Genomic DNA, 24,111 nt, shown 5'->3' with positions numbered 1-24,111 from the left:
AAAAGAGATGAAAATATGGATTGACTAACAGATATTATACTAGGAGCTTTATTATTTATACCTTGACTTATTTTCATTCAAGGACCATTATATTTAATTGCTGTTTTATTAAGACCACATGGTATATTTGATTATTTAACAACTGATGCAATAACTAATTTAATTTTTGGAAAATTTAATGAAGATCCACTTAATAGTAAAAACTTACCAATATTTTTTTCAGTATTAGCTGTTGTTTCAATTGGTGTAATACTTATTATGTTTATTATGCAATTAATTATTATCCAATTTACTGAAACACATACAATTAGAGAAAAACTAGGTAAAGCTATAAAAAATACATTTTTAGCTTTTTTAGTAATTGTTTTCATTCCATTTTTTATGAGTGCTATAAATTATCTAATGACAGGATTATTGGCAGTTTTACAAATTACAGCTTTAGGAAAAAATGCTAGTTTAGCTGATTTATTATGAGGTATTGGTGCTCCTGATTATGATAGTTCTTTGCATCCTAATGGTGTTTTTTCAATGCCTGATATTTCGTATTTAAAACATTGAAACTTTATTCTTGAAATTGTTGCGGTGTGATTTACTTTATATGTATTATTTGTTGCATCAATGACATTGGTTGAAAGAATTATTGATTTATTACTTTTATTTTCAATATCACCAATTGTTGCCGCTATAATGCCTGTTGATCAAGGAAAAAGATTGGGTGTTTGAAAAGAAATGGTAATAGGTAAGTTTATTATTGGTCCAGGAACGATGTTACCTATTTATATATTTCTTGAAATATTACCAAAAGCAATAGTAGATATTACTAATAATACTAATTTTAGTTGACTTGAAAAACAAGTTCTATATACATTATTTTGTACAGCCGGTGCTATTAGTTGTTTAAGAACTCAAAAAATTATTAATCACTTAGTAACACAAAACTTAGGTGTACAAAGTGCTATTGATTCTAATGGAGCAGCTATTGCTGGAAATATTATGGGTAAAGCTCGTACTTTTGCTAGCCTTGCAGCCGGTGGTGCTGGTGCATTAAAACTTGGAAAACAAATTGCATTTGGTGGTGCTAAAGATGGAAGAAATCCTGATGGTAGCGAAAAGAAAGCAAATGGACTATTAAAAAATGGTATCACGGGTTATTTAGGTAAAGGTACTAAAGGAATTGCTAAAGGAATTGGTAAATTTCAAAATTCTAATGATCATGGTACTAAATGACAAGATACAAAAAATAATTTAAAAAGTCCCTTTGTTGGATTAAAAAATATGGCTAATGCTGCTTTTAAAGAACCTGTTGTAAATTTAAATAATATTAGAAAGAATGCAAGAAGAGGAGATTCTGATGAATAAAAAAGTAAAATATTAAAATCTTGGAGAAATAATCATGAAATTTAAAAAAACAAAAAATGAATTTAAAAAGTCCCTTTGTTGGATTAAAAAATATGGCTAATGCTGCTTTTAAAGAACCTGTTGTAAATTTAAATAATATTAGAAAGAATGCAAGAAGAGGAGATTCTGATGAATAAAAAAGTAAAATATTAAAATCTTGGAGAAATAATCATGAAATTTAAAAAAACAAAAAATGAATTTAAAAAGAAAAAAAGTTATCGTTGAAGACGTAATGTAACTATTGGTATTTTATTATTAATAATATCAGGTATTGCTGGTGTTATTTCTCAATATGGGTAAAATATAAATTATTATAAAATATATAAAAAATAAAGGAACATAAAAATGAAATTTATTCGTCAAAAAAAATGAGTACTACCAGCAGTAATTATAATTGTTATACCCTTTTTAGTATTAATAAATACTTTATTAGTTTATGCTTTAGTCTTTGTTCGTAACATGTTTTCTCATAGTGGAGATAATCAACAACCATTTACACTTAAATTTTTAATACAGGATGTTATTAATTATTGATTAATATTTTTAATTCTATTTCTTATTGAATTTTCAGTTTTATTATCTTACTTTATGATTCATAAATATAAAATTTATCGTGAAACTCATAATAAAAGTCGCTTTTTACGTGATTCAAAAAATAAAGTGTATGGATCTGCTGCTTGATTAACACCCACTGAAATTGCTAATACCTTTCCTTTATCAAAAACTGTTGAAAATGATTACGGTATTGTTGTTCAAACAACAAAGACTAAAATTGGTGGTGTCCAATTTAATATTAAGTCTGATGCTCATAATATTGTAATTGGGGGAACAGGAAGTGGTAAAACTCAAAAATTAGTTATTCCAACTATATATTTAAATGCCCAATCAAAAATTAAACCATCAATGGTTATTACTGACCCAAAAGGAGAATTATTTCAAAATCATTCTAAAATATTAAAAGATAATGGTTACGATGTTTATGTTATTAATTTACGTGATACATCAGTATCTAATTCATGAAATCCTTTTGTTAAAGTATATGATTTTTATGTAGAGTCAATGCGTTTAAAAAAAGAAAATAATCCTTTAAATGAATCAATTACTTATGAATCAATGGCATTATCATGAATTAATGATATTGTTGAAGCCTTATTTCCTGAATCAGATCCAAAACAAAAATTTTGAAATCAATCAGCGATGCAAGTTGTTAAATCAATTATGTTATTTATGCTAGAACAACTTGAAGATCAACCTGATGTTCCGTTAAAATACTTTAGTATGTCAAATGCTGCTATTGTTGCTACTAATCGTCAAAGATATGTTGAAATTCTAAAAAAAATGCCAACTCATAGTTTAGCTCGTCAAATTGGTTTAGGTGCATTAGAAGGTGCTGAAGAAACTGCAGGATCAATTAGTCAAATGGTTGCTAATGGATTACGTTTATTTACTGATCCAGTGACACGAAATATTAGTTGTAGTAATGATATAAATTTAGATGAAATTGTAAAAAAACCAAGTGCTGTTTTCTTAGTTGTACCTGATGAAAGTAATGAACGTAATGCTTTTGTATCAATGTTTATTGCACAGTTATATAAAAATACAATTCGTTATGCAAGTACTTTGCCTGATATTAAATTACCACGTCCTTTATACTTTTTATTTGATGAGTTTGGTAATATACCAACGATTGCTAGTATGGCACAAATGATTACTGTTGCACGAAGTCGTAATATTTTTTTCATGATGATTATGCAAGATTTACAACAATTAACACAAAAATATGGTAAAGAAACAGCAGAAACTATTTTTAATAACTGTATTTTGCATACTTTTTTGCAAACTATGGATTTACAAACTGCTAATAAATATTCAGATATGTTCGGTGAAAAAACAATTATTAATTATAGCCATTCTGGTAATAAAGATAAAAAAGCTGATAATATTAATTCATCATTACAAGGTAAAAAATTAATTACAGGTAGTGAGTTAATGAAATTAGATTTTGATACTGCTGTTATTTTTTTAGCAAAACATAATCCAGCAAAAACACGTTTAATTCCGTTTTATGAATGAGGAAGTAAACCGGCAGGACAAGCAACTGTTACAAATGCTTCACGTTTAATTGATTTTAATAAAGATTATTATTTAAGTTATATTGGCTTATTCTATTATATTGAGAAAAGAAAAAATCCACAAGCTGCTGCCGAAAGAGAAAAATCAGAAAAATAAAAAACAAACAATAGTTAAGAAATTGTATATAAAAGAATATTTATTTTAATATATAAATGTATATTATTGATAGATATAGAAAATAACGATATACTTATTTCATGAATAGATCAAAAATATAAGTTTTACTTTTTATAAATTATGCTAAAAAAGGTAAGTACATAATAATGTTAAATATTATAAATAAACTTATATGAAAGGATTTTAAATATGAATGTTCCCAATATTATTTCTTTAATAAGATTAATATTAGTTCCAATTATTGTTAGTTTAATGATTATCGGTCCAATAGATAATGATAATTTTTATCATCTTTGAATAACAAGTATTAATATTAATAGTTATAGTTTACCAATTAGTTGGTTAATAGCAGCAATTTTATTTATTATTGCTGCCATTAGTGATTTTATTGATGGATGATGAGCAAGAAAATTTAATCAGGTAACAACTTTTGGTAAATTTTTTGATTCAATTGCAGATAAACTTTTAACTAATGGTGTTTTAATTGTAATGGCATGTGGTACTATAATTCCGGTTTGAATGGTAGTTATTTTGGTATTACGTGATTTTATTATTGATGTAGTTCGTCAAATTTTGGCTACTAAAGGCACAGTAATGGTTGCTGATAAATATGGTAGAATAAAAGCAGCAGTACAAATGTTAGGAATTACAATTTTATTTTTTATTAATTGACGATTTTTAAATGGTAGTGTTAATGGTCATAGTAATAATGATCAATATGGTTTAATTAATCAATTAGTAATGATACCAATGTACGTTGCTACAGTATTAAGTATTTTTAGTGCTTATAATTATATTAGTTCAAATAGTAAAAAAATGTTTAATATCTAAAAATAAAAGGAGTATTAATATAAATGATAAATAAAGTAATTGTTTTGAATCAGTGAGCAGTAGTTACAGGAGCGTCTAAAGGATTGGGATATTATTACTGTCAAGCATTATTAGCACAAGGTTATCACGTATTAGGGGTATCACGTGATAGTAAAAAAATATTAGAATTAGCAGATAAGTATCCACACTTACAAGTTAAAAATTATGATTTAGATTTATCTGATTTAAAAAATATTTATAAATTATTTGAGTTATCAAAAGAATTAAATGTAACAGTAGTTATTAATAATGCTGGTTATGGTGTTTGAGGAACATTTGCAGATAGTATGTTAGAACAAGAATTAAATATGATTAATTTAAATATTTCTTGTTTACATATTTTAACAAAGTTATTTGTTCAACGTTTTAGTAAAAATAATTATGGTCGTGTTATTAATATTGGAAGTATGGCAGCTTTTAGTCCAGGGCCTGTTTTTGCTAGTTATTATGCTTCTAAATCATATGTTTGAAGTTTAGGTGTTGCAGTTAATTATGAATTAAAAAGAGCAAAAAGTAAAGTAAGAGTAATTACAATTTGTCCAGGTCCATTAAAAACTGAATTTTGAAATCGTAGTAGTAATGGTAAAGGAAATAAAGAACATTATAGTTCATTATTACCAGTTTTAGATACTGAAACTTATGCTAAAAAGTCTTTACAAACAGCCTTAAAAACAAAAAGAAAAAGTTTTATTATTATAGGAATTTCTAATAAAATTACAAGAACTATTATTAGAATATTACCTTTAAAAACAGTACTTAAATTAGTATATAATTATCAAAAAAATCGCTAATAATGAATTTCATTTTTTATTTTAATCGTAAAAATTATTAAAAAACATTTATTTATTATAAATATTTTTTATTGTTTTTTTAAAAGAAAGGTTTATGATGTATCCAACTTCTTAAGATTTTAAGAAGTTATTAAAAAAGAGGTGTTATTTATGAAAAAATATTTATCAATGTTAACAACAGCAGCATTATCAGCAGCATCAATATTTTCAACTTCTTCGATATTAAATTCATATGTAAAAAATTCCAATTTAATAAATGTTGATAATTTACATGATGTAATACAACAAATTGATATTGTTGAATACCCTATTTTTGCTGATAATGGAGAAACTACAACTAAAACTTTTGAAAAAAATGTTATTGTTCTTTTTAGTGATCCTTCAAAATTAAAATATATAGAATTAACTGATATAAAAAGTCATGTCGATTTTCATATAAATGGAAAAGATTATTATTATAATGATCAAAGTAAGAATTCAGTTATTGTATCTAGTGATACAAAGTTTATTGATAATAGTATTTCACATGAAGGAAATATGAATAAAGTTCAACAAACAGTTAGTTACGATTATGATTGAAATCAAAAAGCATTTATTTTTAAATTTGTTAGTGTTGAAACAGTTACAGCAAATAATGAAAAAGATACTCAGTTTGTAAGAGGTTATTTTACTACTAGTTTAAAGTTAAATTTGCATGAATTTTAATTTATAGTTTAAAATATTATTTTTTTAACTTAATTAGAGAAATTATATTATAAAAGTAGTACTTAAGTATTACTTTTATTTATTTTTTTGTTTTTTAAAATAAAATAATTATAATAAAATAAATAATATTTATATTATAAAATTAATTAAAGCATTAATAATAATTTATAATAATGATTAATCAAAATATATTATATACAGTATGAGATTCTATTGTAATTTGGTTTAAATTTGTTATTATTATATTTGTCCTAAAACTTTAGGACAAAACATCAGTTTAATTAATTTAAAATTGTAAATTTGGCTTTATGCCCTTATATGAGTAATTTTCATGTAAGGGTTTTGTATTTTAATTTATTGATATGAGTCTTTAATTTAGTTTAAAAACTCAATTTAATATCTATTCCAATTTCATAAATTAATATTCCCACTTACCCTTAAACCAAAATTTATACAGACTAATAATTAAAAACATTTTAAAATTTATATCATTATAATTTAAAAGTATTAAGTTTAAGGTCAAATTTACTCTTTTATGGTAATTAAGTTTGTTTATAGTAAAAGTATTATTAAAACTTTAGAAAATGAGGTTTATTAAATGCATAATATTATAAATTGTGGCATTTATTTTGCCAATGTGCCATTAACAAAAACAACTAACGAAACTAGATGTGAAAATATAAATTGTAATTATCAATATTGTAATGGTTGCAAACTTGAAACGGTTATCATTTGAACACAAACTCCTAATCAAAAATGTTTAATAATTCCTATTATTAGAAATTCAATTGAACAACATGAGCAAAGCCTAGGCTTATTAGGTGATAACTTATCTATTATTAAATTGAAAAAATCTAATAATAATTCTATTTTAAGTTTTCGCGAGGAAGATATTAGTTATGCTGATCTTAATCGTGCAACTTGAATTAAAAACTTTAGAATTGGTGATGAATACTTAATCAATGGAGAACTTCGTGTCTTAAATGAAACTGAAATTCATGATTTATCTTTTAGAGTAAAAACATTACCAATATCAAGTATTAATACAATTGCCAATATTGGTATTAATAAAAATTTAAATTTAAATAATAAAATTGTAAGTTATAGTGACAATACTTTGAAAGAATAATTTCTTAAAACAATTAAAAATATAAAAATTCTTAATATTAAATTTCTCTCTCTTTTAAAATTAAAAAATAATAAATTTAGGGTAGTAACATTAACGTGTTACTACCCTAAAATAATAAAGAATTGTCTAAAGTATTTTAAAATTCAAAAATTAGATAAATATTCTTTATTTTTTTTATTTTTACATTATTTCATTGGTTGGTCTAATAATAATTTCATTTCAAGTAGCATCAGCAGGTAATTCAATTGCTTGTTTTATTGTTAGTGCTATTCGTTCGGCAGATATGCTATAAGTTTTATAATATTCTTTAAATTCAGAACTAAATTCTTTATCAGTTACTCTATTCAATAATTCAGTATTGATTGCTCCAGGTGAAATTACTGTAATTCTAATATTAGTTTTATCCTTTGCTACTTCTTCTCTTAATGATTCACTAATTGCTCTAACTGCTCATTTTGTTGCTGAGTAAACTGCTTCACCAGCATGAGCAAAATGAGCAGCAATTGATGAAATATTAATGATATGACCTGAATTTTGTTGATACATTAATGGTAATGATGCAGCAATACCATAAAGTGTTCCTTTAATATTGACATCAATTGTTTCATCTCAGTCTTTAATGTTTTTTTGTTTTAAAGATGTTAGTATCATAATTCCTGCATTATTAATTCAAACATCAATTTTATTAAATGTTTTAATTGCAAATTGTGCTAGTTTTTCTACCTCATGATGTTTGGTGACATCAGTTACTAAATAATTTGCTTCACCATTTTTATTTTTAATACTAGTAACTAATGCCTTAAGTTTTTCTTCTCTTCTTGCAGCTAAAATTAATTTATGACCGGCGCTTGCTAATAACTTAGCTGTTTCCATACCAATACCACTAGAAGCCCCTGTGATTACGATAACTTTTGATTTCATGTGTATTCACCTCTAAACTATTGATCAACAATGATCATTTTTTTTATTTTTAATAATTAATGCAATTAAAATTGTTTTTAACAGAAATGTTTAATAAATGTATGTATAATTAATGAATATTAAATTAAAGAAAAAATAATGATTTACAAAACTAAGTAATTGTAAATTCTCTGCTTAAGAAAATAAAAAAGAAACTGGGGTAAAAAATGGTAAATTATAAAAAAATTAATTGATTTATTTTAGCAATTATTATTCTTGGGTTTTTATTTATGATAATTGGATTAAGTTTACTTACTAGCAAAGTGTTAATAGGAAGTCATACAGAATTAGTCACTAATGGTTTTGGATTAATCGCAGGAAAATATAAAGAGTATTCTCATTTAAATGGAATTTTAGATGTATTTAATAATAATTTAAATGATTGATTTAACATTTCAAATGTAAGATGTGGTGTTGTTTTTACAATATTTTTAACTCCTATATTTTTATCTATAAGTATAATTTGTTTTTTATATAATTATTATATTTTTAAATTTCCTAAAAAGTAAAATAACAATAACATTATTTTTGATAAATATTTATTAGAATTTATGTATTTTTATTTAGTTAATTAATGAATCTAATCATTATTATTAAAATCAGCAATTTTGACAGTATATTCAAAAGTTTCACTTGAAGTTACATCAACAACTTTGCCTTCAATCATTACCTTTATTGTTATTGGATAATTCATTTTGTAGTTTAAAAATTGATCACCTACTGAAATTGCTTCTATTCTGCATTTTTCTAAATGTTCTTTAAATGAATTTGTTAAATTTGGAATAGTAACATTGTTTAAATCATTAATGAATCATTCTCAGGTTTTATTAATACTGGCTTGGTTATAAGCTGCTTGAAACAAATTACGCATATAATCTAATGTTACTTGTTCGGCGATAATGTTATATTTTTTTTCTGTTGTTGTTTTTCTATCCCTTACTGCAAACATTCCACTTGGATAGTCATTATTTTTTAATAAGAATATTCTAGTGAGTGGTGATAAGTCTAAAAGTTGAGTAATATAAATAGTCATACTATTTAAGTTTTCTTTAATTTGATTAACATCATTAAAATCAAAAACAGGTACTTTATATCTTACCGTTTCATAATTATTATTAGTGTTATTTTTATTTTCATTTTTTTCTTCGTTATTGGTTATTTTTGTTTTCATTATAATTTTAATTTTTTCATTGATATTTTTATTGTTCATTAGTACTTCTCCTTTTATTTAATAATATAACCTAGGTTATTTAGTAATACTAAATTGACCTAGGTACTAAGAAAATATAAAAAATATTATATTTTATGAATTACTAAAATTATTTAATTACGCTTTTTTAACTGCTTTAACAGTAAAGTGGAATTTAACTGATGAACTAGCAGTTACTTGTGGCGCATTAGGTACGGTTGCTACAACTTTATAAATGAAATCCATTTTATAATCTAGTTCATCTCCTGAAGCTATATATGCATTTAAACATTTTTTTGTATGTTCTTCAAATTGATTTTCTAAATCGTTAATAGAAACATCTGTTTGACTAGCAATTGATCATCCTCATTGTTGACCTTGTGCTAATATATATGCTTTTGGAGCTGTTTCTTGAAGTCTAGTAAGTAAATATTGTGGTACAATTGGTGTTATACCAGCACTTGTTACTAATACGAATGTTCCATTTGGATATTGTTCATCTTTTAAAAACGCAACTTTTTCTGTAGCTGGTAAAGCTTCTAATATTTGATTAATATATGGAACCATACTGTTTAAGTTAGCTTGCACACTAATAGGATCAACGTTATCTAGTACATTAATATTATTACTATCAGTATTTCCAGTAGTAGTTGTATGTTCAATTTTTAAATGCCCTAAAATAAATGTAGTTTTTTGCATATTTTATTCTCCTTTGTTACTAAAATAAATTATTATTTTTAGTTTTAGTTTATTTTAAGATTAAGATTTACCTAATGTAATATTTTTTTATTTTTAATATCGATAATAGTAAGATATTTATAATAATGTGAAAGTGATATTAGATAAAAATATTTTTTGTAAATCTTAATTTAAGTCTATAATTGAAAAAATGAATATACAATAAAAAAATAATGCTTGCATAAAAATATAAATTTTTCTAATATTTTATTTTAATAATAGACATATTCCATAATTAAATTTAATCAATTGTCAATAATACTTTTTATAAATTTTTTAGTGTTATTAATTATAAAAGTTAATATTTTCCGAAAAAATAGTTTAAAAATAAGTTTCTATTTCGAAAACAAAAAAATGTTAATAATATTTTTATATTAACTTGATAATAATTTCAATTTTAAAAAATATATTTTTGATTTTTTTTATTTTAATGGTTTTATTTTATTAAAAATTTTACAAAGTAAGTTAAATCTTAAGTACATAAGTCTAAATTTACTTTTTCTACATTTATTTACTAAAATTTTGAATCTTTTTAATCAAGCAAAAACATGTTCAACTTTGATTCTAATTTTAGATACAATCTTATTATATTTTCTTTCTTGTTTAGTTAATTTTTTATTTTTACTTTTTTTAATTGGTATTATTGTATTTTCATAAATATTTTGTATACCTTGATATCCTAAATCACCAATAATTATTGTATTTTTAGAAAATACAAGATTTGAATTTTTTAATATTTGAAAATCATGCACTTTGCCATTATCAGCAAAAATATCAACAATATTTTTATTAAAAAAATCATATACAATTTGAAATTTTATAGAATACATTCAACTTTTACCAGAAAAATATTCTAACTGTAGTTTTTTTTAGTTGGTCTTTCAATTTCAATCTCAGTTGAATCAATTAAATAAAATTGAAATTCATTTAAATTTTCTTGTTTTTTATCATTTTTTGATTTATATTTTTCTTTTAAAAATTGATAATCTCTATCATTACTAAGTTTATTTTCAACTCAAGTAATATTTCGAAAACAGCTTGAAGGACTCATTTTATATTTAATACTCATTTGAAAAAAAGTATAATATTCTTTTCAATATTCAAGTGTCATCATCAATCTTTCTTCAACTGAAAGTTTATTTTTTCGACCTTTAGTTTTTTCTAATTTTTCTATTTCAATTAATTTTTCTAACATTTCATTAAAATGAAAATGTTTTATACCAAAATATCTATAAAATTTATCATTTTTTAATTTTTTTAAATTTTCAAAAGCCATATTTATCAACACCTTATTAATTCATTAATAAAATAAATTATAAAATTATTACTTGATTTTTCAAAAAAATAATTACGGAATATGTCTAATGTTTAAAACAAAACTAAGCAAAAACAATTATTTTTTAAAATATTATCAATATTATCAATAGTTAAATTTGTATATTATAATGATTTTATATATTTATGTTATAATCAAGAAAATTATTATTACTATTAAAAATAAATCAGTATTGGAATTTTTTAAATATTAATTTGTGGGTGCTTTAATGACAAGAATGGAAAAGTATAAAAGTTTACGTGAACAAATTACTAAAGAAATTAAAGAAAATAGTAAGCTTTGAGAACAAGAACAAAAAATAGAAAATTATTATCAGCAACTAATAAAAATTGATCAATCATATTTTGAGCCAATTTTTCAAAAATTAAATTCTGATTTAAATTTAGTTAATTTTGAAAATTATTTTATTAAAAATAATGAACAACATTTAGATGATAATGATAAATTAATATTGGAAAATATGTTAGAAAATATTAATAATATTTTAAAAAAATATAGTGAAAATATTGATTTTGAAATAGTTGATGTGCCATTAATAAGTACTAACTTGGAATATCAAACGTTAATTAATAGTATGCATAATAAAATAAATGAATTTCAAAAAGACTTAGAAAGTAAAATTCATGATGTCAAAAATTTTGTTAAAAATTTAGAATTTAAATATAAAAAGTATAAAATAAATAATAGTGATCTTAATAAAGGACTAAAAGAAATTAATCAAGAACATAATAATTTTCAAGATGAATTACAAAAAATTAAAATTAAGCATAATTATAAATGAAGTTTAACAGTATTTAGTATTATCATTATTTGTTTAATTTTAATAGTCGTGTTAGTATTATCATTAATATTATTTATTAAGTAGAGAATGGAGAAAAACAATGTACCCAAAGATTAATATTGCAATAGATGGTCCAGCAGCTAGTGGTAAATCAGCGGCAGCATATTTGCTTTCTAAAAAAATTGATTATCAATTTATGGATACAGGAATTATGTATCGTAGTTTTACTAATCATTGTTTAAAAAATAAAATTGCTTTTGAAAGTGAAGATTTAATACTTGAAGCACTACAACTTTTTGATATAAGATGAGTTAATGGTCATTTTTTATTTAATGATCAACCACCAACAGAAGAAATTTATGATAAAAATGTTACTAGTAAAGTACCAATAATTGCTTCGTTATCTGAAGTTAGAAAAGTTATGGTTGCTAGAATTCAAGAAATGGTTAGAAGTCAAGGCTTTATTGTCGTTGGCAGAGATATTAGTAGTGTTGTTTTACTTGATGCTCAATTAAAGATTTTTTTAACTTCTAGTTTACACGCTCGTAGTGAAAGAAGATATAAACAGTATATTAAAGAGGGTATTAATATTACGCAAGAACAAGTATATAACGATATGGTAATTCGTGATAATGTTGATAAAACTCGTAGCACTGGCCAACTAGTAATTGTTGAAGATGCAGTTATTTTAGATAATAGTGATTATAATTTACAAACGACCGTTGATAAATTAAAAATTTTATATGATAATTACTTTAGTCATAAAAAATAATATTTTAAATATAAGGATTTGAATAAAATGAATAAGTTACCAAAAGTAGTAATTGTAGGACGCCCTAATGTTGGTAAATCTTCAATTTTTAATCGTATATTACAAAAAAAAGTAGCAATAATTGAAGATATGCCTGGAGCAACTAGAGATCGAATTTATGGCATTGGTGAATGATTAACACAAAATTTTGTGATTATTGATACGGGTGGTATTACTAAAACGATTACTAATTTTACTCAACAAATCAATCAACAAGTTAATATTGCTTTAGCTGAGGCTGATATTGTTTTATTTGTTTGTTCTTATCAAGAAGGTCTAACTCACGAAGATGAAGATATTGCCAAATTATTATACAGAACTAAGAAACCGGTTATTATTATTGCAAATAAATATGATAATGTTCAAAAAGATAATGATAAAATTTATGATTATTTAAAAGTTGGCTTTGGCGAACCAATTTTAGTATCTGCTAGTCATGGTGTTGGTTTTGGTGATTTATTAGATATGATAATTACTAAGTTACCAAAAGAGGTTCATACAGAAAAAAAAGAAAATATTAATTTAGCAATTATTGGTCGTCCCAATGTTGGTAAATCAAGTTTAGTTAATACTATTCTTCAAGAGAATAGAGTTATTGTTTCACCAATAGCAGGAACAACAACTGATGCTATTGATAGTAATTTTGTTTATAATAAAAAACAATATTGTGTTATTGATACTGCGGGAATTCGTAGAAAAGGAAAAATTACTGAAGATTTAGAAAAATATAGTTTAATTAGAACTACTAATGCCATTGAACGTAGTGATATTGTTTTGTTTTTATTAGATGGTAGTGTTGAAATTCAAGAACAAGATTTAACAATAGCAGGAATGGCAAAAAATTTAGATAAGCCAGTTATTATTATTGTTAATAAATGAGATTTAGTTAAAAAAAATGAAAAAACAATGCAAGAGTTTACTAAAAAAATTAAAGAAAAATTTAAATATCTTGAGTATTCTTTTGTTGTATATTTATCTGCTTTAGAAAATACTAGAATTCATACTTTATTTGCTACTATTAATGAAGTATTAGTTAATATGAATTTAAGAATTAAAACAAGTATTCTTAATGAAATAATTAATAAAGCTCAATTAATTAATGAGCCGCCTTACTTTAAAGGTGGTAGATTAAAGATATATTACACAACACAGGTTGAAAAAAATCCGCCTACTTTTATTTTAATGGTAAATGATCCACAACGATGTCATTTTTCTTATGAACGTTTTTTAATTAATCAAATTCGTGAACGATTTGGTTTTCAGGGTGTACCAATTAAATTAAGATTTAGAATGCGTAAGTCATTGTATAATAAACAATAAAAAAGTGTAAAATTTTGTGATTATATTTATTTTAAAGAAAATTATTGTATAATAATATTTATTAAGATAAAAAACTAATGATTAGAAAGTGTAAATGATTATGCTAAATTTTTTAACATTAGAATCGCACAATAAAAGTTTATCAACATCGGCAATGTGAATAATGTTTATCATTGGTTTGATTTGTGTTGGTATTATTTTTCTTGTGTTTTTTTTATTTAAAAGAAAATTACGTAAAGAAAGGAGCCTGATTAACGAGCAATTTTTATTTAAACCAAAAAAAGTTACATATCAAGTTTTTCATTTTTGAAATAAAGCTCTTTATATATTTTTAATGTTTTGTGCAACAGTTGGTGCCATTGTGCTATTATCAGTTTCAATAAGTTCAATGTTTTAATTTTGAAAAATTAAGAAAAAGTTTTAGGAAGGGGTTAAAATATGGGTTTAGTTTTCTGAAAAAAACATAAAGAAAAAAATCAAACAAAAAATAGTAATATTGAATTAAAAACCTCAAAAGAAAAAAGTCCTTGAAATAATGTTTTAAAATTTTTACAAGACTTAGGTAAAGCATTACAGTTTCCAATCTCAGTATTACCATTCGCTGCTATTTTAAACAGATTTGGAGCATTAGGACTTACATTTACTACTACAACTGATGCTGGTGTTATGCATGTTACTAATGAAGTGGGTTATTGAATTTCATATATTATTCAACAACCAGGAAAAATAGTATTTGATAATTTACCATTATTATTTGCTTTGGGTTTAGCATTTGGTTTAGCTAAAGATCATCGTGGTGAAGCTGCATTAGTTGGAGCAGTATTTTATTTAGCAATAGCTGCAATGACGTCAATTGAACACTCATTACCAGAAATGTTATATAAAAATGTTTTAACTTTTACATCAAGTAAAGGTGAAAAATTTTCGTCATTATTTTATGTAGAAAAATTTGGAACAGATGGTAAAACTATTATCGGTGGTATTTATGTATTAAACATTGGTGTTTTTGGTGGAATTGTAGCGGGGTGTTTATCTGCAGTTTTATATAATAAATATAAAGAAATCAAACTTCCTCAAGCGTTATCATTCTTTGGTGGTAGAAGATTTGCACCAATGGTGGCTTTAGCAATAACTATTCCCACTGCTTTGGCATTTGCTATTGTTTGACCATGAATTCAATTAGTATTAATGAAATTTGGTCAATTAGTTGCTAATCCAAATAATCCAGCAGTTGCTATTCCAGGAACAGCTGTTTATGGAATATTAAATCGTTTATTATTACCTTTTGGATTACATCAAATCTTAAATACTTTTTTTTGATTTCAATTACCAATTAATGGTCAGATAATATCTCCAATTACAGGTGCTGCATCTGGAACAACAGAATGAGTAAATGGAGACATTAATGCTTTTACTAGAGGTATTGAAGGATCTGGATTTTTTCAATCAGGTTTCTTTCCTATTATGATGGGTGGTATTCCCGCTGCTGCCTTAGCTATGATTATGGCAGCTAAAAAAGAAAATAGAAAAATGGTATCAGGATTTTTAGGAGGAGTTGCTTTAGTTTCTTTTATTAGTGGAATCACTGAACCCATTGAATTTTCATTTGTATTTATTGCCCCATTATTATTGGTAATTCATGCCTTATTAACAGGGATATTTATTGCAATAACGACAGCATTGCATATCCAAGTTGGTTTTGGTTTTAGTGCTGGAATTATTGACTATTGCATTTCTTTTGCTCAATCATGAGGATTTGCTAATCATGCTACTGGTGCTTATCATATTACTTCAAATCCACTATGAGTATTATTATTAATTGTGGCTGCTGGTGGAGTTTATTTTATTGTATTTTATACATTAATTACTAAAATGAATATTGAAACACCAGGAAGAGAAGAAGATTTTGGTGTTGAAGAAAGTAAAGTAACAACAAAATCAGAGTTAAGCAATAAAAATCTTAAAAGTGATAAATATACACTAATGGCAACAAAATTAATTGAAGCAATTGGTGCAGATAATTTTGTTGAAATTGATAATTGTGCTACTAGGTTACGTTTGATTGTTAAAGATACATCACGTGTTAATTTGGCAAAAGTTAAGGCCGCAGGAGCATTTGGTACTAAAATTTTGAGTAAAGAAGCTTTGCAAATTGTTATTGGTACCGATGTTGAACATGTAGCCAATGCAATAAAGGCACAGTTACAAAATTCAGCAACTTTGAATATTAAAGCTAAAGTTAATCTATAATTGAAAGTGATTATTACAATATAATATTAAAGCTACTAGAGCTCATATAACTATTTAATAGCTATATGAGCTTTTAATTGATTAAAAAAGATAGGAGTAAAAATAATGTCAGTAGGTAAACATTTAATTACTAACATTTTACAAAAAATAAAATCACAAGTACCAACATTAACTAAAGAAGATATTATTACTGCACTTAATATTATTTATATAACTTGTGCAGAATATAATGCTATTGATAGTTCTATTAATAATATTGCCAAATATTATCAACAGGAAGATGAAAAATTTGATAGTCAATTGTTTAGAAAAAATTTGCATAGTTCTTTGCAATATATTGATCAAGCCAATTTATACAGTTTGAAAAGTTTGATTTCAATTATTTTAATAATTAATGTTTTTAATCATCCTTTATTATTTAGTGATTTTAGTGATTTTATTAAAAAAGATATTACTAATATTGAATTTATGAAAACGAAAATAGAAATCCTGAAAAATGATAATATTTTTTTTATTAAAAAAATTAGTTCGTGTAAGGACTTAAATAACCTAAATAAACTAAGAGAGCAATTAAATAATAATTTTGAAATATTAAAACATTTTAAATCAATTTGTGAAAATCATCAATTAGGTGTATTAAATATTTATAACTTTATTGCTAATCAATCAAAATATTTTGTTACTGATGAAGATTGCGATAATAAAATTAGTTTAACAAGCAATGAATATGAAAAAATTAAGGACATAATGTCAAGAGAAAATAAATTTAAGGATATTTTAGTTAAAGATAGTAATTCTGAAATTCCATATAAATTAAATATTGAAGAACTTGATAAAATTTTTAAAAAGGAAATTGTAAATTTATTCGATGAATATGAAAATAAAATTTATGATTTTAAAAATAATAAATCTAAAAAGAATGAATTGAAAATTAAGGGAATTAAATTAAAAATTCAAAATATTTTTGATTTGTCAAAAATTATTTTTGAAATGTTTCAAAAACCAGTTACTTCTCCATTACCTTTAACGAAAATTGTAAATCAAATTTTTGATGAAAATGATTCAATGCAATATTTAAGCGAGATTGAAAAAAATATTGATAGTAATATTGAAATGATTAAAAGGGCGGTTTTCAAAGTTACGAAATAATTAATTATCATATTAGTAACTTATTTCCGAAATTACCATTTAAAAATGATGATAGACAAATTAAATTCTCTTTTACCCTTAAATTTATATTCGACGTATTTTAAAAAATATAGATTTTATAAGATAAAATAAAAATTATTAACAAGGAAAAAGACAAGAAATAATCTTGTCTTTTTTTGTAATTGTAAAATTTTAAAATTTTTAATAACCGTCTTTAACGCTATTATCAACACGTGTTAGGGAACTAAAAAAGTGAACTACAACACAGTTGTTAAAAATAGTAGCTAGAACATGTGGACTTGCATGAATAAATAAAAAGTGGAGTGATACCTAATAAATTATACTAACCATTTAATGGTAATTCTTGGGGTGGGAGCGAATTGGAAACTAGTATATATAGACCTACTAGGGAACCTACTATATTAATTCTATTCTTTATTTAACCAACCTTGCCACTCCCCAGTGAGCAAGTGTTGGTTTTATTTTTTATTTTTTTTGAAAAATTTTTTTGGGCGAGAAAATAAATTTCAAACTTGTAAAAAAAATTGAGCGGTGCCGGTTCAATTAAAATATTAATTTGTTTAACACAAATTAAATAAGTATTGAATCGAATGCCTCGATTTCTTTTTAAAATTTCACAATTTATTTTTGAGCCCAGTTTTCATGGAATGAATAAAACTAATAGTAGTATTATTAATAATCTAAAAATCAAAATATATGTTCTTTATGCTAGAAGCAACAGAACATATTAGGAAAGGATTATTATGCAAATAGAATTTAAAAAAGAACAAATTGTTAAAGATAAACCACAATCTATTCTTATTGATTATGTTGAATATAAATTATCGCTTCCAAAATGAATGATTAAAAATAATTCTTTTATTGTTGATAACAGTTACACATATTGAGTTTTTAATTTAGAAAATATTAAAAGAGAATTAAGTGGTAATGAATTAATAAAATTATTAGAACCATATATTAAAGACCAAAAAATAACTGTTAATAAACAAGAAACACCCAAAGAATATTATCTTAATGATATCAAACTTGAACCATTAACATTTTATGAACAGCATAATAGTTGATTTATGGGTGAAATAACAGATAACAAAACTAATATTACAAATCCATGTTTTAAATACAACATTACATGAGAAGAAAATAGAAAAAGTTTTAAAATAAATAATCCATATAAACACGATGATTTACCAATTAATTATATAGTTACTTCATATAAGGAAATTTCAACTCATAATGAAAAAGTATTTTTGTTGAACATGTAAACAAAATAAATTAGATTATTTATTCTTTAATACTAATGATATAAAAACAAGAAAATATTTTTTAAGAGATAAAAATAGTAAAGCGATTTGTTATGACTGTATTTTAAATATTAGGTTAAGTAGGAGGCATAAATATGAATAAAGAATATTTAACTAAAAGAGGAACGATTTGCATACCAGACAGTGATGATATTGAATTTAAAATAGGGCTAATTAAACTGATTGATGATTTAAAAAAAGATAATTTAGTTTGTGGTCATAAAGAATTTATTGAAGAATGTAAATATTGTTGATGTAATTGTGATTTAGAAATTATTAAAACGGTTATTAGAGGTTAACTTAATTAATGCAATATGACTTAATTATTGGAATTGATCCTGCTGGAATTGGTAATAATGGAATGGTTATATATTCAAGTGAAACTAATAATATTACTTTTAATGAAACATTCAAAATTAAAACAGTTTTAGAAAGTAAAAATATATATAAAGAATATTTTAAATTAATTAAAAAACAATTTATTAATCAAAAAATATTAGTTATTGTAGAAAATTTCTTTTTAAGCTCAAAACAATTATTAACTAATCCATTAGCAACACCTAAGATTATTGGTGCATTAATGGTATTAGTAGAAGATGTTATGAATTGAGATTATTTAGAAAGTGAACCAAAAAATAAAACTAAAATAGAAAATTATAAAGGAAATATAAAATTAACAAAACATGAACAAGATGCTTATAAGCATATTCAATACTATTTAAGGAATTATAAAAATGAAAGATAAAGCAAATTATGTCAAATTAAAAGTAAAACTGAGTAACACTATTGAAGCAAAATATTACGAAAAAGGTAATAAGGAATTATATTATAGTGTTCGTGGTCAATGAAATGGATTAAATTATGTTACTTTAATTTTTAATAACCCAAAATTTTATAGACGATGTATTTTATTAAACAAAAACGATGAAATTATTGTAACTGGTCAAATTTTTAATACTTTAAATATTCCTAAAAATCGTGCATTTTGTTCAATCAATGTTAAATGATTTAAAAAATGAAAAGAGTAAAAAAATGATTAAAAATACACCATTAGAATATATTAATGACAGAATTAAGCAGCATAAAGAAAATATTAATAAATATACAAAAGAAATTGAAAGATTGCAAAATTTTATTAAAACAAATGAAATTAGAATGACTGAATTAGAAATAATAAAAGATATTTTACAAAAAGGAGAAAAAATATAATGAATTTTAATCAAAATCCAAAACAAATGACTGATTTAGTAATAAAAAAAGATATGGAAAAAGTATTAGAAAATTTAAAAATTAAAATAGGAACTCTTGCATTTAATAATATTGAAGAAGAAATACATTATATAAATTTAATAATAAATAAAATGTCAGAACATATTTATTCATTAGAACAAGAAATAATTAGAAAAAATCAAATAATAAAAGATAAATTGGAACAAGAAAAACTTGAAATTGCTAATCAAATTAAAAATAAGGAGAATAATTAATGATAATATTACCTACTTTGTTTGAAAATAAAGATGAAATTGAAATATTATCACCATTTCCAAAAGCAATTCATACAAGTAATGATATTAGAGCAATTATTTTAAGACAATACCCAAATGTTAAATCCAAACACATAATTGTTTCTGACCCCGAAAGTAATGTTGCATTAATAGTTGGTGATAATGATGTTTATCAAGGTTGAATTAAAGTAACAATTAAAAAATTAGAAATTAAAGGAGATTAAACAAATGCAAAAGGAAAAAATTAAAATTAGAAATTATGAATTTGAATTAAATTCTTATGTAGTAGATTCCTTATTAGATGTTATAAGAGAACTGATAAAAACAAATAAAGGAGAATAAAATGCCAAACGAAAATACACAATCAAATTATACTTTAACCAAATTAATTAGAACTGGTATAAGTCCTATTTGTGCAATGATTGGTACAAGTGCTTATTATGGTCAAGTAATTGCTAATCCAATATTAGGTTCAATTAATAGTTTATTATTTGGTAAAAAATTAGGTTTAGATATTTGAAATTTAAATCAAAGACCAAATACTAAAACTAAATTAATTAATAGTTCTAAAAAAATAGCATTAGGATTAGGAACAATTGGTTTAGCAAATTATAGTAAATGAACAGAAAATAATATTAATCCTATTATTCCAACAACACCAATTCCAATAACTACTACAACTACAACAGAAGGTCCGCCATGATTACTATTAAATAAACAAGAAAATCAGTCATTAATGGATTGAGATACATATATTAGTTTAAATGCTTATGGTATATCAAATCTTATTAATGGATTAACGGAGTTAATACCTAATAAATTTGAAACAATAAGAAAGATTTGTAATATGGCAACTGGTGGATGTTTAATATCAAGTGGTGTAGCAATGGGTATTAATAATAATTTTAATAATGCTTATGCAGTACCTACAATTGTTGCTGGTGCAAGTGAAATTATCCATAATTTATTACCTATGGAAACTACACATCATAATGAAGAAATGCAAGAAACATCATTTAATGATGAAACTACAAGATTAATTAATGACAATAGATTTACTATTAATAGTGAAACTGCAAGTCAATATTATGGTAGTGATAATATGAGCGAAGTACCATTAAATCATGATAATGCTTCATTAAATTGAGATTATAATCACATGAGTTTATAAAGGAGGTGAATAATTTATGAATAAAGAAAAATTACTTGAATATTATAATAATGAAATTCATACATATAAAGAGAGAATGGAACAATTAAATAAAGAAATTGCCTTATTAGTAAGCATTATAAGTAATTCAAAATCGATGATTGAAAGAATTAATGGTGGTCAATTTGATGAATAATTAAAAATTAAAAATAAATAGTTGAAAGGAAAATATTGAGATGAAAGAATTTTTACATGAATTAATAATTATTGGAACAAGTGTTGGAACATTAATTTGCAGAGAAATTATTGTTTTATTAAAAAGATTTATCACAACTCCAAAACATGTTAGAGCAAATAACAAAATTATTAAACATCAAAAAAAATTAGCAAAGTTAAATGAAAAGATTAATAAAGAAAATAAATAAAAAAGTGGTGATGTAAATGTTAGAAAATGAAAATAATGTTCAACAAACAACTGAACCTTTAACTGAAAATAATGCTTCTTCACAAGAAATAGAAAATAAAGTTAATGAAGCAGAAAATAAGTTAAATAAACTTAATCAAGAAATTAAAGAAAAAGAAATGATTAATATATTTAAAAAATATCAAGTTAAAAGTGAATTTTATGATTATTTAAAATTTAAAACTAATAATTTAGAAAATTCAAAAATTGAAGAAACTATTAAAAAAATGATTAAAGAACAACCAGTATTTAAAGAAACAATTAATACAGGTGGCAAACCACAGACAATAATAACAAATCAACCAAATTCAATAAAAAGTACTTTATTGGATTATAAAAAGAAAAATAATTTATAACAGAAAGGAAAATAAAAAATGGCAGTACCATTCAATAAAAATTTAGATAATACCGAAAAATTAGTAGAAGCACCAGAGTTTATAGAATTTTATAAACAATCAAATTCACCATGAGCAAGTTTTTTTCCTATTGAAATGGTTAATTCTACAAAAATTGAATTTATAGTTAAAAAACCAAAAAATCCAGAAATTAAAGTACTAAAATGAAATGATAAAAGCAAAGGATTAGATGTTAGTTATGCTGAAACTATTAAAATTTTAAAAGAAATTAAAGAAGAAGCAGTTGCAGGTGAAATAATTGCTAATGTTGATTTAAATGCTGAAAATGGACAAAATTTATTAAATACAATGCAATATGAAGTTGCTAATGATTTAGCAGATTATTTAGCAAATAATGATACAAATGTAATTGCAAAATATGCAACTAAAGTAGATATTACTGATAAAACACCAGTAGGATATTTAAAATCAATGTTAGATGCTTGAAATACTTTATTTCAACTAAGAAATAGTAATAATTGTCGTTTTTTTATTACTAATAATCTTTATGATAGTATTGTTTATTTAGCTAATAATAAAGGTTTAATTACTGATAATCAGATTGCTCAACAATTAAGATTAAATGGAAATGATTTATATATTAAAGGTGTACTATGTCAAATTGTTATGGATGATTATATGACTTTTACTGATAATAATGAAACTAAAATTATGTCTTTTGTTTTAGCAACACCAAGAGCAATGAAAAGATATATGTTGCAAAATACAGTTGTATATGTTCAAGATATTGCTGATGGTAAAGTTGGAAGAAGATATTTAGTTGGTGGAGAAGTAACTGGTGAATCAATACCCTATATAACAGATGAAGAAACAACTTCACGTTGAATGTTATGTGCAATCATTAATAATGATAAAACTGATTTAAAAACTAAAATTACAAGTTTAACAATTGATATTACTGCAAATGTTAATAACAATAATAGTGAATTAAATACACAAATAAAAAGTACTAATGAACTTAAATCATTAAATCCAAATTTAACAAATCCAACTATTAAATATTTTAGTGATGCACAAGGAAAAACTAATGTAAGTAATCAAAAACAAAAAGCAGGTGATTTATACATAAGACATATTCCGTAATTATTTTTTTGAAAAATCAAGTAATAATTTTATAATTTATTTTATTAATGAATTAATAAGGTGTTGATAAATATGGCTTTTGAAAATTTAAAAAAATTAAAAAATGATAAATTTTATAGATATTTTGGTATAAAACATTTTCATTTTAATGAAATGTTAGAAAAATTAATTGAAATAGAAAAATTAGAAAAAACTAAAGGTCGAAAAAATAAACTTTCAGTTGAAGAAAGATTGATGATGACACTTGAATATTGAAAAGAATATTATACTTTTTTTCAAATGAGTATTAAATATAAAATGAGTCCTTCAAGCTGTTTTCGAAATATTACTTGAGTTGAAAATAAACTTAGTAATGATAGAGATTATCAATTTTTAAAAGAAAAATATAAATCAAAAAATGATAAAAAACAAGAAAATTTAAATGAATTTCAATTTTATTTAATTGATTCAACTGAGATTGAAATTGAAAGACCAACTAAAAAAAACTACAGTTAG

The 24,111-nt window shown here is 23.4% G+C and carries 31 protein-coding genes; 26 read left to right on the top strand and 5 right to left on the bottom strand.

The genetic code is table 4. From position 1 onward, the window contains the following. The first annotated feature begins 15 nt into the window (after positions 1–15). The 7 genes from AACK96_RS05170 (at position 16) to AACK96_RS05140 (ending at position 7,143) form a co-directional block, all read left to right on the top strand. Positions 16–1,359, top strand: coding sequence for an Mbov_0396 family ICE element transmembrane protein (locus AACK96_RS05170; protein WP_338973678.1), 1,344 nt, complete (start codon positions 16–18; stop codon positions 1,357–1,359). A gap of 210 nt (positions 1,360–1,569) precedes the next feature. After that, complete coding sequence (locus tag AACK96_RS05165) at positions 1,570–1,698, top strand: hypothetical protein (RefSeq protein ID WP_255495888.1); 129 nt, start codon at positions 1,570–1,572, stop codon at positions 1,696–1,698. Between the two features lie 45 nt (positions 1,699–1,743). Next, positions 1,744–3,627: a VirD4-like conjugal transfer protein, CD1115 family gene (locus AACK96_RS05160; protein WP_281749401.1), complete on the top strand. Its 1,884-nt coding sequence runs from the start codon at positions 1,744–1,746 to the stop codon at positions 3,625–3,627. A gap of 210 nt (positions 3,628–3,837) precedes the next feature. Next, entirely contained in the window at positions 3,838–4,479 is a 642-nt protein-coding gene (gene pgsA / locus AACK96_RS05155; protein WP_338973677.1) for a CDP-diacylglycerol--glycerol-3-phosphate 3-phosphatidyltransferase, read from the top strand. Positions 4,480–4,502: 23 nt separating this feature from the next. Next, positions 4,503–5,309, top strand: a complete 807-nt coding sequence (locus AACK96_RS05150; RefSeq protein WP_338973676.1) for an SDR family NAD(P)-dependent oxidoreductase — start codon at positions 4,503–4,505, stop codon at positions 5,307–5,309. A gap of 150 nt (positions 5,310–5,459) precedes the next feature. After that, positions 5,460–6,014: a hypothetical protein gene (locus AACK96_RS05145; RefSeq protein ID WP_338973674.1), complete on the top strand. Its 555-nt coding sequence runs from the start codon at positions 5,460–5,462 to the stop codon at positions 6,012–6,014. 598 nt (positions 6,015–6,612) lie between these two features. After that, positions 6,613–7,143: a hypothetical protein gene (locus tag AACK96_RS05140; protein WP_338973672.1), complete on the top strand. Its 531-nt coding sequence runs from the start codon at positions 6,613–6,615 to the stop codon at positions 7,141–7,143. A 180-nt stretch (positions 7,144–7,323) separates the two neighbouring features. On the opposite strand, the gene AACK96_RS05135 is transcribed toward AACK96_RS05140, so the two are convergent. Further along, positions 7,324–8,064, bottom strand: coding sequence for an SDR family oxidoreductase (locus AACK96_RS05135; protein ID WP_338973670.1), 741 nt, complete (start codon positions 8,062–8,064; stop codon positions 7,324–7,326). A gap of 206 nt (positions 8,065–8,270) precedes the next feature. On the opposite strand from AACK96_RS05135, the gene AACK96_RS05130 reads away from it, so the two are divergent. After that, positions 8,271–8,612 carry a hypothetical protein gene (locus tag AACK96_RS05130; RefSeq protein ID WP_338973668.1) on the top strand — a complete coding sequence of 114 codons (342 nt, stop codon included), beginning with the start codon at positions 8,271–8,273 and terminating at the stop codon, positions 8,610–8,612. A gap of 71 nt (positions 8,613–8,683) precedes the next feature. Here AACK96_RS05130 and AACK96_RS05125 read toward each other — a convergent pair whose 3' ends face one another. The 4 genes from AACK96_RS05125 to AACK96_RS05110 all read right to left on the bottom strand — a co-directional run bounded on the left by AACK96_RS05125 (position 8,684) and on the right by AACK96_RS05110 (position 11,306). Beyond that, positions 8,684–9,313 carry a hypothetical protein gene (locus tag AACK96_RS05125; RefSeq protein ID WP_338973667.1) on the bottom strand — a complete coding sequence of 210 codons (630 nt, stop codon included), beginning with the start codon at positions 9,311–9,313 and terminating at the stop codon, positions 8,684–8,686. A 117-nt stretch (positions 9,314–9,430) separates the two neighbouring features. Then, positions 9,431–9,991, bottom strand: a complete 561-nt coding sequence (locus tag AACK96_RS05120; protein ID WP_338973665.1) for a hypothetical protein — start codon at positions 9,989–9,991, stop codon at positions 9,431–9,433. A gap of 461 nt (positions 9,992–10,452) precedes the next feature. Further along, complete coding sequence (locus tag AACK96_RS05115) at positions 10,453–10,860, bottom strand: transposase family protein (RefSeq protein WP_338973314.1); 408 nt, start codon at positions 10,858–10,860, stop codon at positions 10,453–10,455. Between the two features lie 23 nt (positions 10,861–10,883). After that, the gene (locus AACK96_RS05110) at positions 10,884–11,306 is read right to left on the bottom strand and encodes a transposase family protein (RefSeq protein WP_338973316.1); all 423 of its coding nucleotides are present in this window, start codon (positions 11,304–11,306) and stop codon (positions 10,884–10,886) included. A gap of 268 nt (positions 11,307–11,574) precedes the next feature. Between AACK96_RS05110 and AACK96_RS05105 the strand changes: the two genes are divergently transcribed. From AACK96_RS05105 to AACK96_RS05020, 18 genes are all read left to right on the top strand, one after another. After that, positions 11,575–12,231 (top strand): hypothetical protein, encoded by a 657-nt coding sequence (locus AACK96_RS05105; protein ID WP_338973664.1) that lies wholly within the window; start codon positions 11,575–11,577, stop codon positions 12,229–12,231. A gap of 16 nt (positions 12,232–12,247) precedes the next feature. Next, a complete protein-coding gene (gene cmk / locus AACK96_RS05100) occupies positions 12,248–12,919 on the top strand; it encodes a (d)CMP kinase (RefSeq protein WP_338973662.1) in 672 nt (223 codons plus the stop codon). Between the two features lie 27 nt (positions 12,920–12,946). Further along, on the top strand, positions 12,947–14,278 hold the full coding sequence (gene der, locus AACK96_RS05095; protein WP_281749413.1) for a ribosome biogenesis GTPase Der: 1,332 nt from the start codon (positions 12,947–12,949) through the stop codon (positions 14,276–14,278). Between the two features lie 438 nt (positions 14,279–14,716). After that, entirely contained in the window at positions 14,717–16,528 is a 1,812-nt protein-coding gene (locus AACK96_RS05090; protein ID WP_338973659.1) for a PTS transporter subunit EIIC, read from the top strand. A 105-nt stretch (positions 16,529–16,633) separates the two neighbouring features. Next, entirely contained in the window at positions 16,634–17,677 is a 1,044-nt protein-coding gene (locus AACK96_RS05085; protein ID WP_338973657.1) for a hypothetical protein, read from the top strand. A 764-nt stretch (positions 17,678–18,441) separates the two neighbouring features. Beyond that, the gene (locus AACK96_RS05080; protein ID WP_338973655.1) at positions 18,442–18,960 is read left to right on the top strand and encodes a hypothetical protein; all 519 of its coding nucleotides are present in this window, start codon (positions 18,442–18,444) and stop codon (positions 18,958–18,960) included. Positions 18,961–19,094: 134 nt separating this feature from the next. Further along, complete coding sequence (locus AACK96_RS05075; RefSeq protein WP_338973654.1) at positions 19,095–19,298, top strand: hypothetical protein; 204 nt, start codon at positions 19,095–19,097, stop codon at positions 19,296–19,298. Between the two features lie 8 nt (positions 19,299–19,306). Next, positions 19,307–19,744 (top strand): hypothetical protein, encoded by a 438-nt coding sequence (locus AACK96_RS05070; protein WP_338973653.1) that lies wholly within the window; start codon positions 19,307–19,309, stop codon positions 19,742–19,744. Next, positions 19,734–20,027 (top strand): hypothetical protein, encoded by a 294-nt coding sequence (locus AACK96_RS05065; RefSeq protein ID WP_338973423.1) that lies wholly within the window; start codon positions 19,734–19,736, stop codon positions 20,025–20,027. The genes AACK96_RS05070 and AACK96_RS05065 overlap by 11 nt, the downstream gene beginning before the upstream one ends. Next, positions 19,996–20,208, top strand: a complete 213-nt coding sequence (locus AACK96_RS05060; RefSeq protein WP_338973522.1) for a hypothetical protein — start codon at positions 19,996–19,998, stop codon at positions 20,206–20,208. The genes AACK96_RS05065 and AACK96_RS05060 overlap by 32 nt, the downstream gene beginning before the upstream one ends. After that, the gene (locus AACK96_RS05055; RefSeq protein WP_338973652.1) at positions 20,208–20,483 is read left to right on the top strand and encodes a hypothetical protein; all 276 of its coding nucleotides are present in this window, start codon (positions 20,208–20,210) and stop codon (positions 20,481–20,483) included. Before AACK96_RS05060 ends, AACK96_RS05055 begins: the two co-directional genes overlap by 1 nt. Continuing rightward, the gene (locus AACK96_RS05050; RefSeq protein ID WP_338973650.1) at positions 20,483–20,728 is read left to right on the top strand and encodes a hypothetical protein; all 246 of its coding nucleotides are present in this window, start codon (positions 20,483–20,485) and stop codon (positions 20,726–20,728) included. The genes AACK96_RS05055 and AACK96_RS05050 overlap by 1 nt, the downstream gene beginning before the upstream one ends. 119 nt (positions 20,729–20,847) lie before the next feature. After that, positions 20,848–21,675, top strand: coding sequence for a hypothetical protein (locus AACK96_RS05045; protein ID WP_338973649.1), 828 nt, complete (start codon positions 20,848–20,850; stop codon positions 21,673–21,675). Positions 21,676–21,691: 16 nt separating this feature from the next. Next, the gene (locus AACK96_RS05040; RefSeq protein WP_338961498.1) at positions 21,692–21,850 is read left to right on the top strand and encodes a hypothetical protein; all 159 of its coding nucleotides are present in this window, start codon (positions 21,692–21,694) and stop codon (positions 21,848–21,850) included. Positions 21,851–21,890: 40 nt separating this feature from the next. Continuing rightward, positions 21,891–22,079, top strand: coding sequence for a hypothetical protein (locus AACK96_RS05035; protein WP_174480113.1), 189 nt, complete (start codon positions 21,891–21,893; stop codon positions 22,077–22,079). A 16-nt stretch (positions 22,080–22,095) separates the two neighbouring features. Then, the gene (locus AACK96_RS05030; RefSeq protein WP_281747963.1) at positions 22,096–22,473 is read left to right on the top strand and encodes a hypothetical protein; all 378 of its coding nucleotides are present in this window, start codon (positions 22,096–22,098) and stop codon (positions 22,471–22,473) included. Between the two features lie 18 nt (positions 22,474–22,491). After that, complete coding sequence (locus AACK96_RS05025; protein ID WP_338973648.1) at positions 22,492–23,616, top strand: hypothetical protein; 1,125 nt, start codon at positions 22,492–22,494, stop codon at positions 23,614–23,616. A 72-nt stretch (positions 23,617–23,688) separates the two neighbouring features. Continuing rightward, entirely contained in the window at positions 23,689–24,111 is a 423-nt protein-coding gene (locus AACK96_RS05020) for a transposase family protein (protein ID WP_338973316.1), read from the top strand.

It is taken from the genome of Spiroplasma endosymbiont of Tricholauxania praeusta, from assembly GCF_964019535.1.
GTDB lineage: Bacteria > Bacillota_I > Bacilli_A > Mycoplasmatales > VBWQ01 > Spiroplasma_E > Spiroplasma_E ixodetis_A.
The sequence above is the reverse complement of the archived record's forward strand: the minus strand, read 5'-3'. Positions and strand labels throughout refer to the sequence as shown.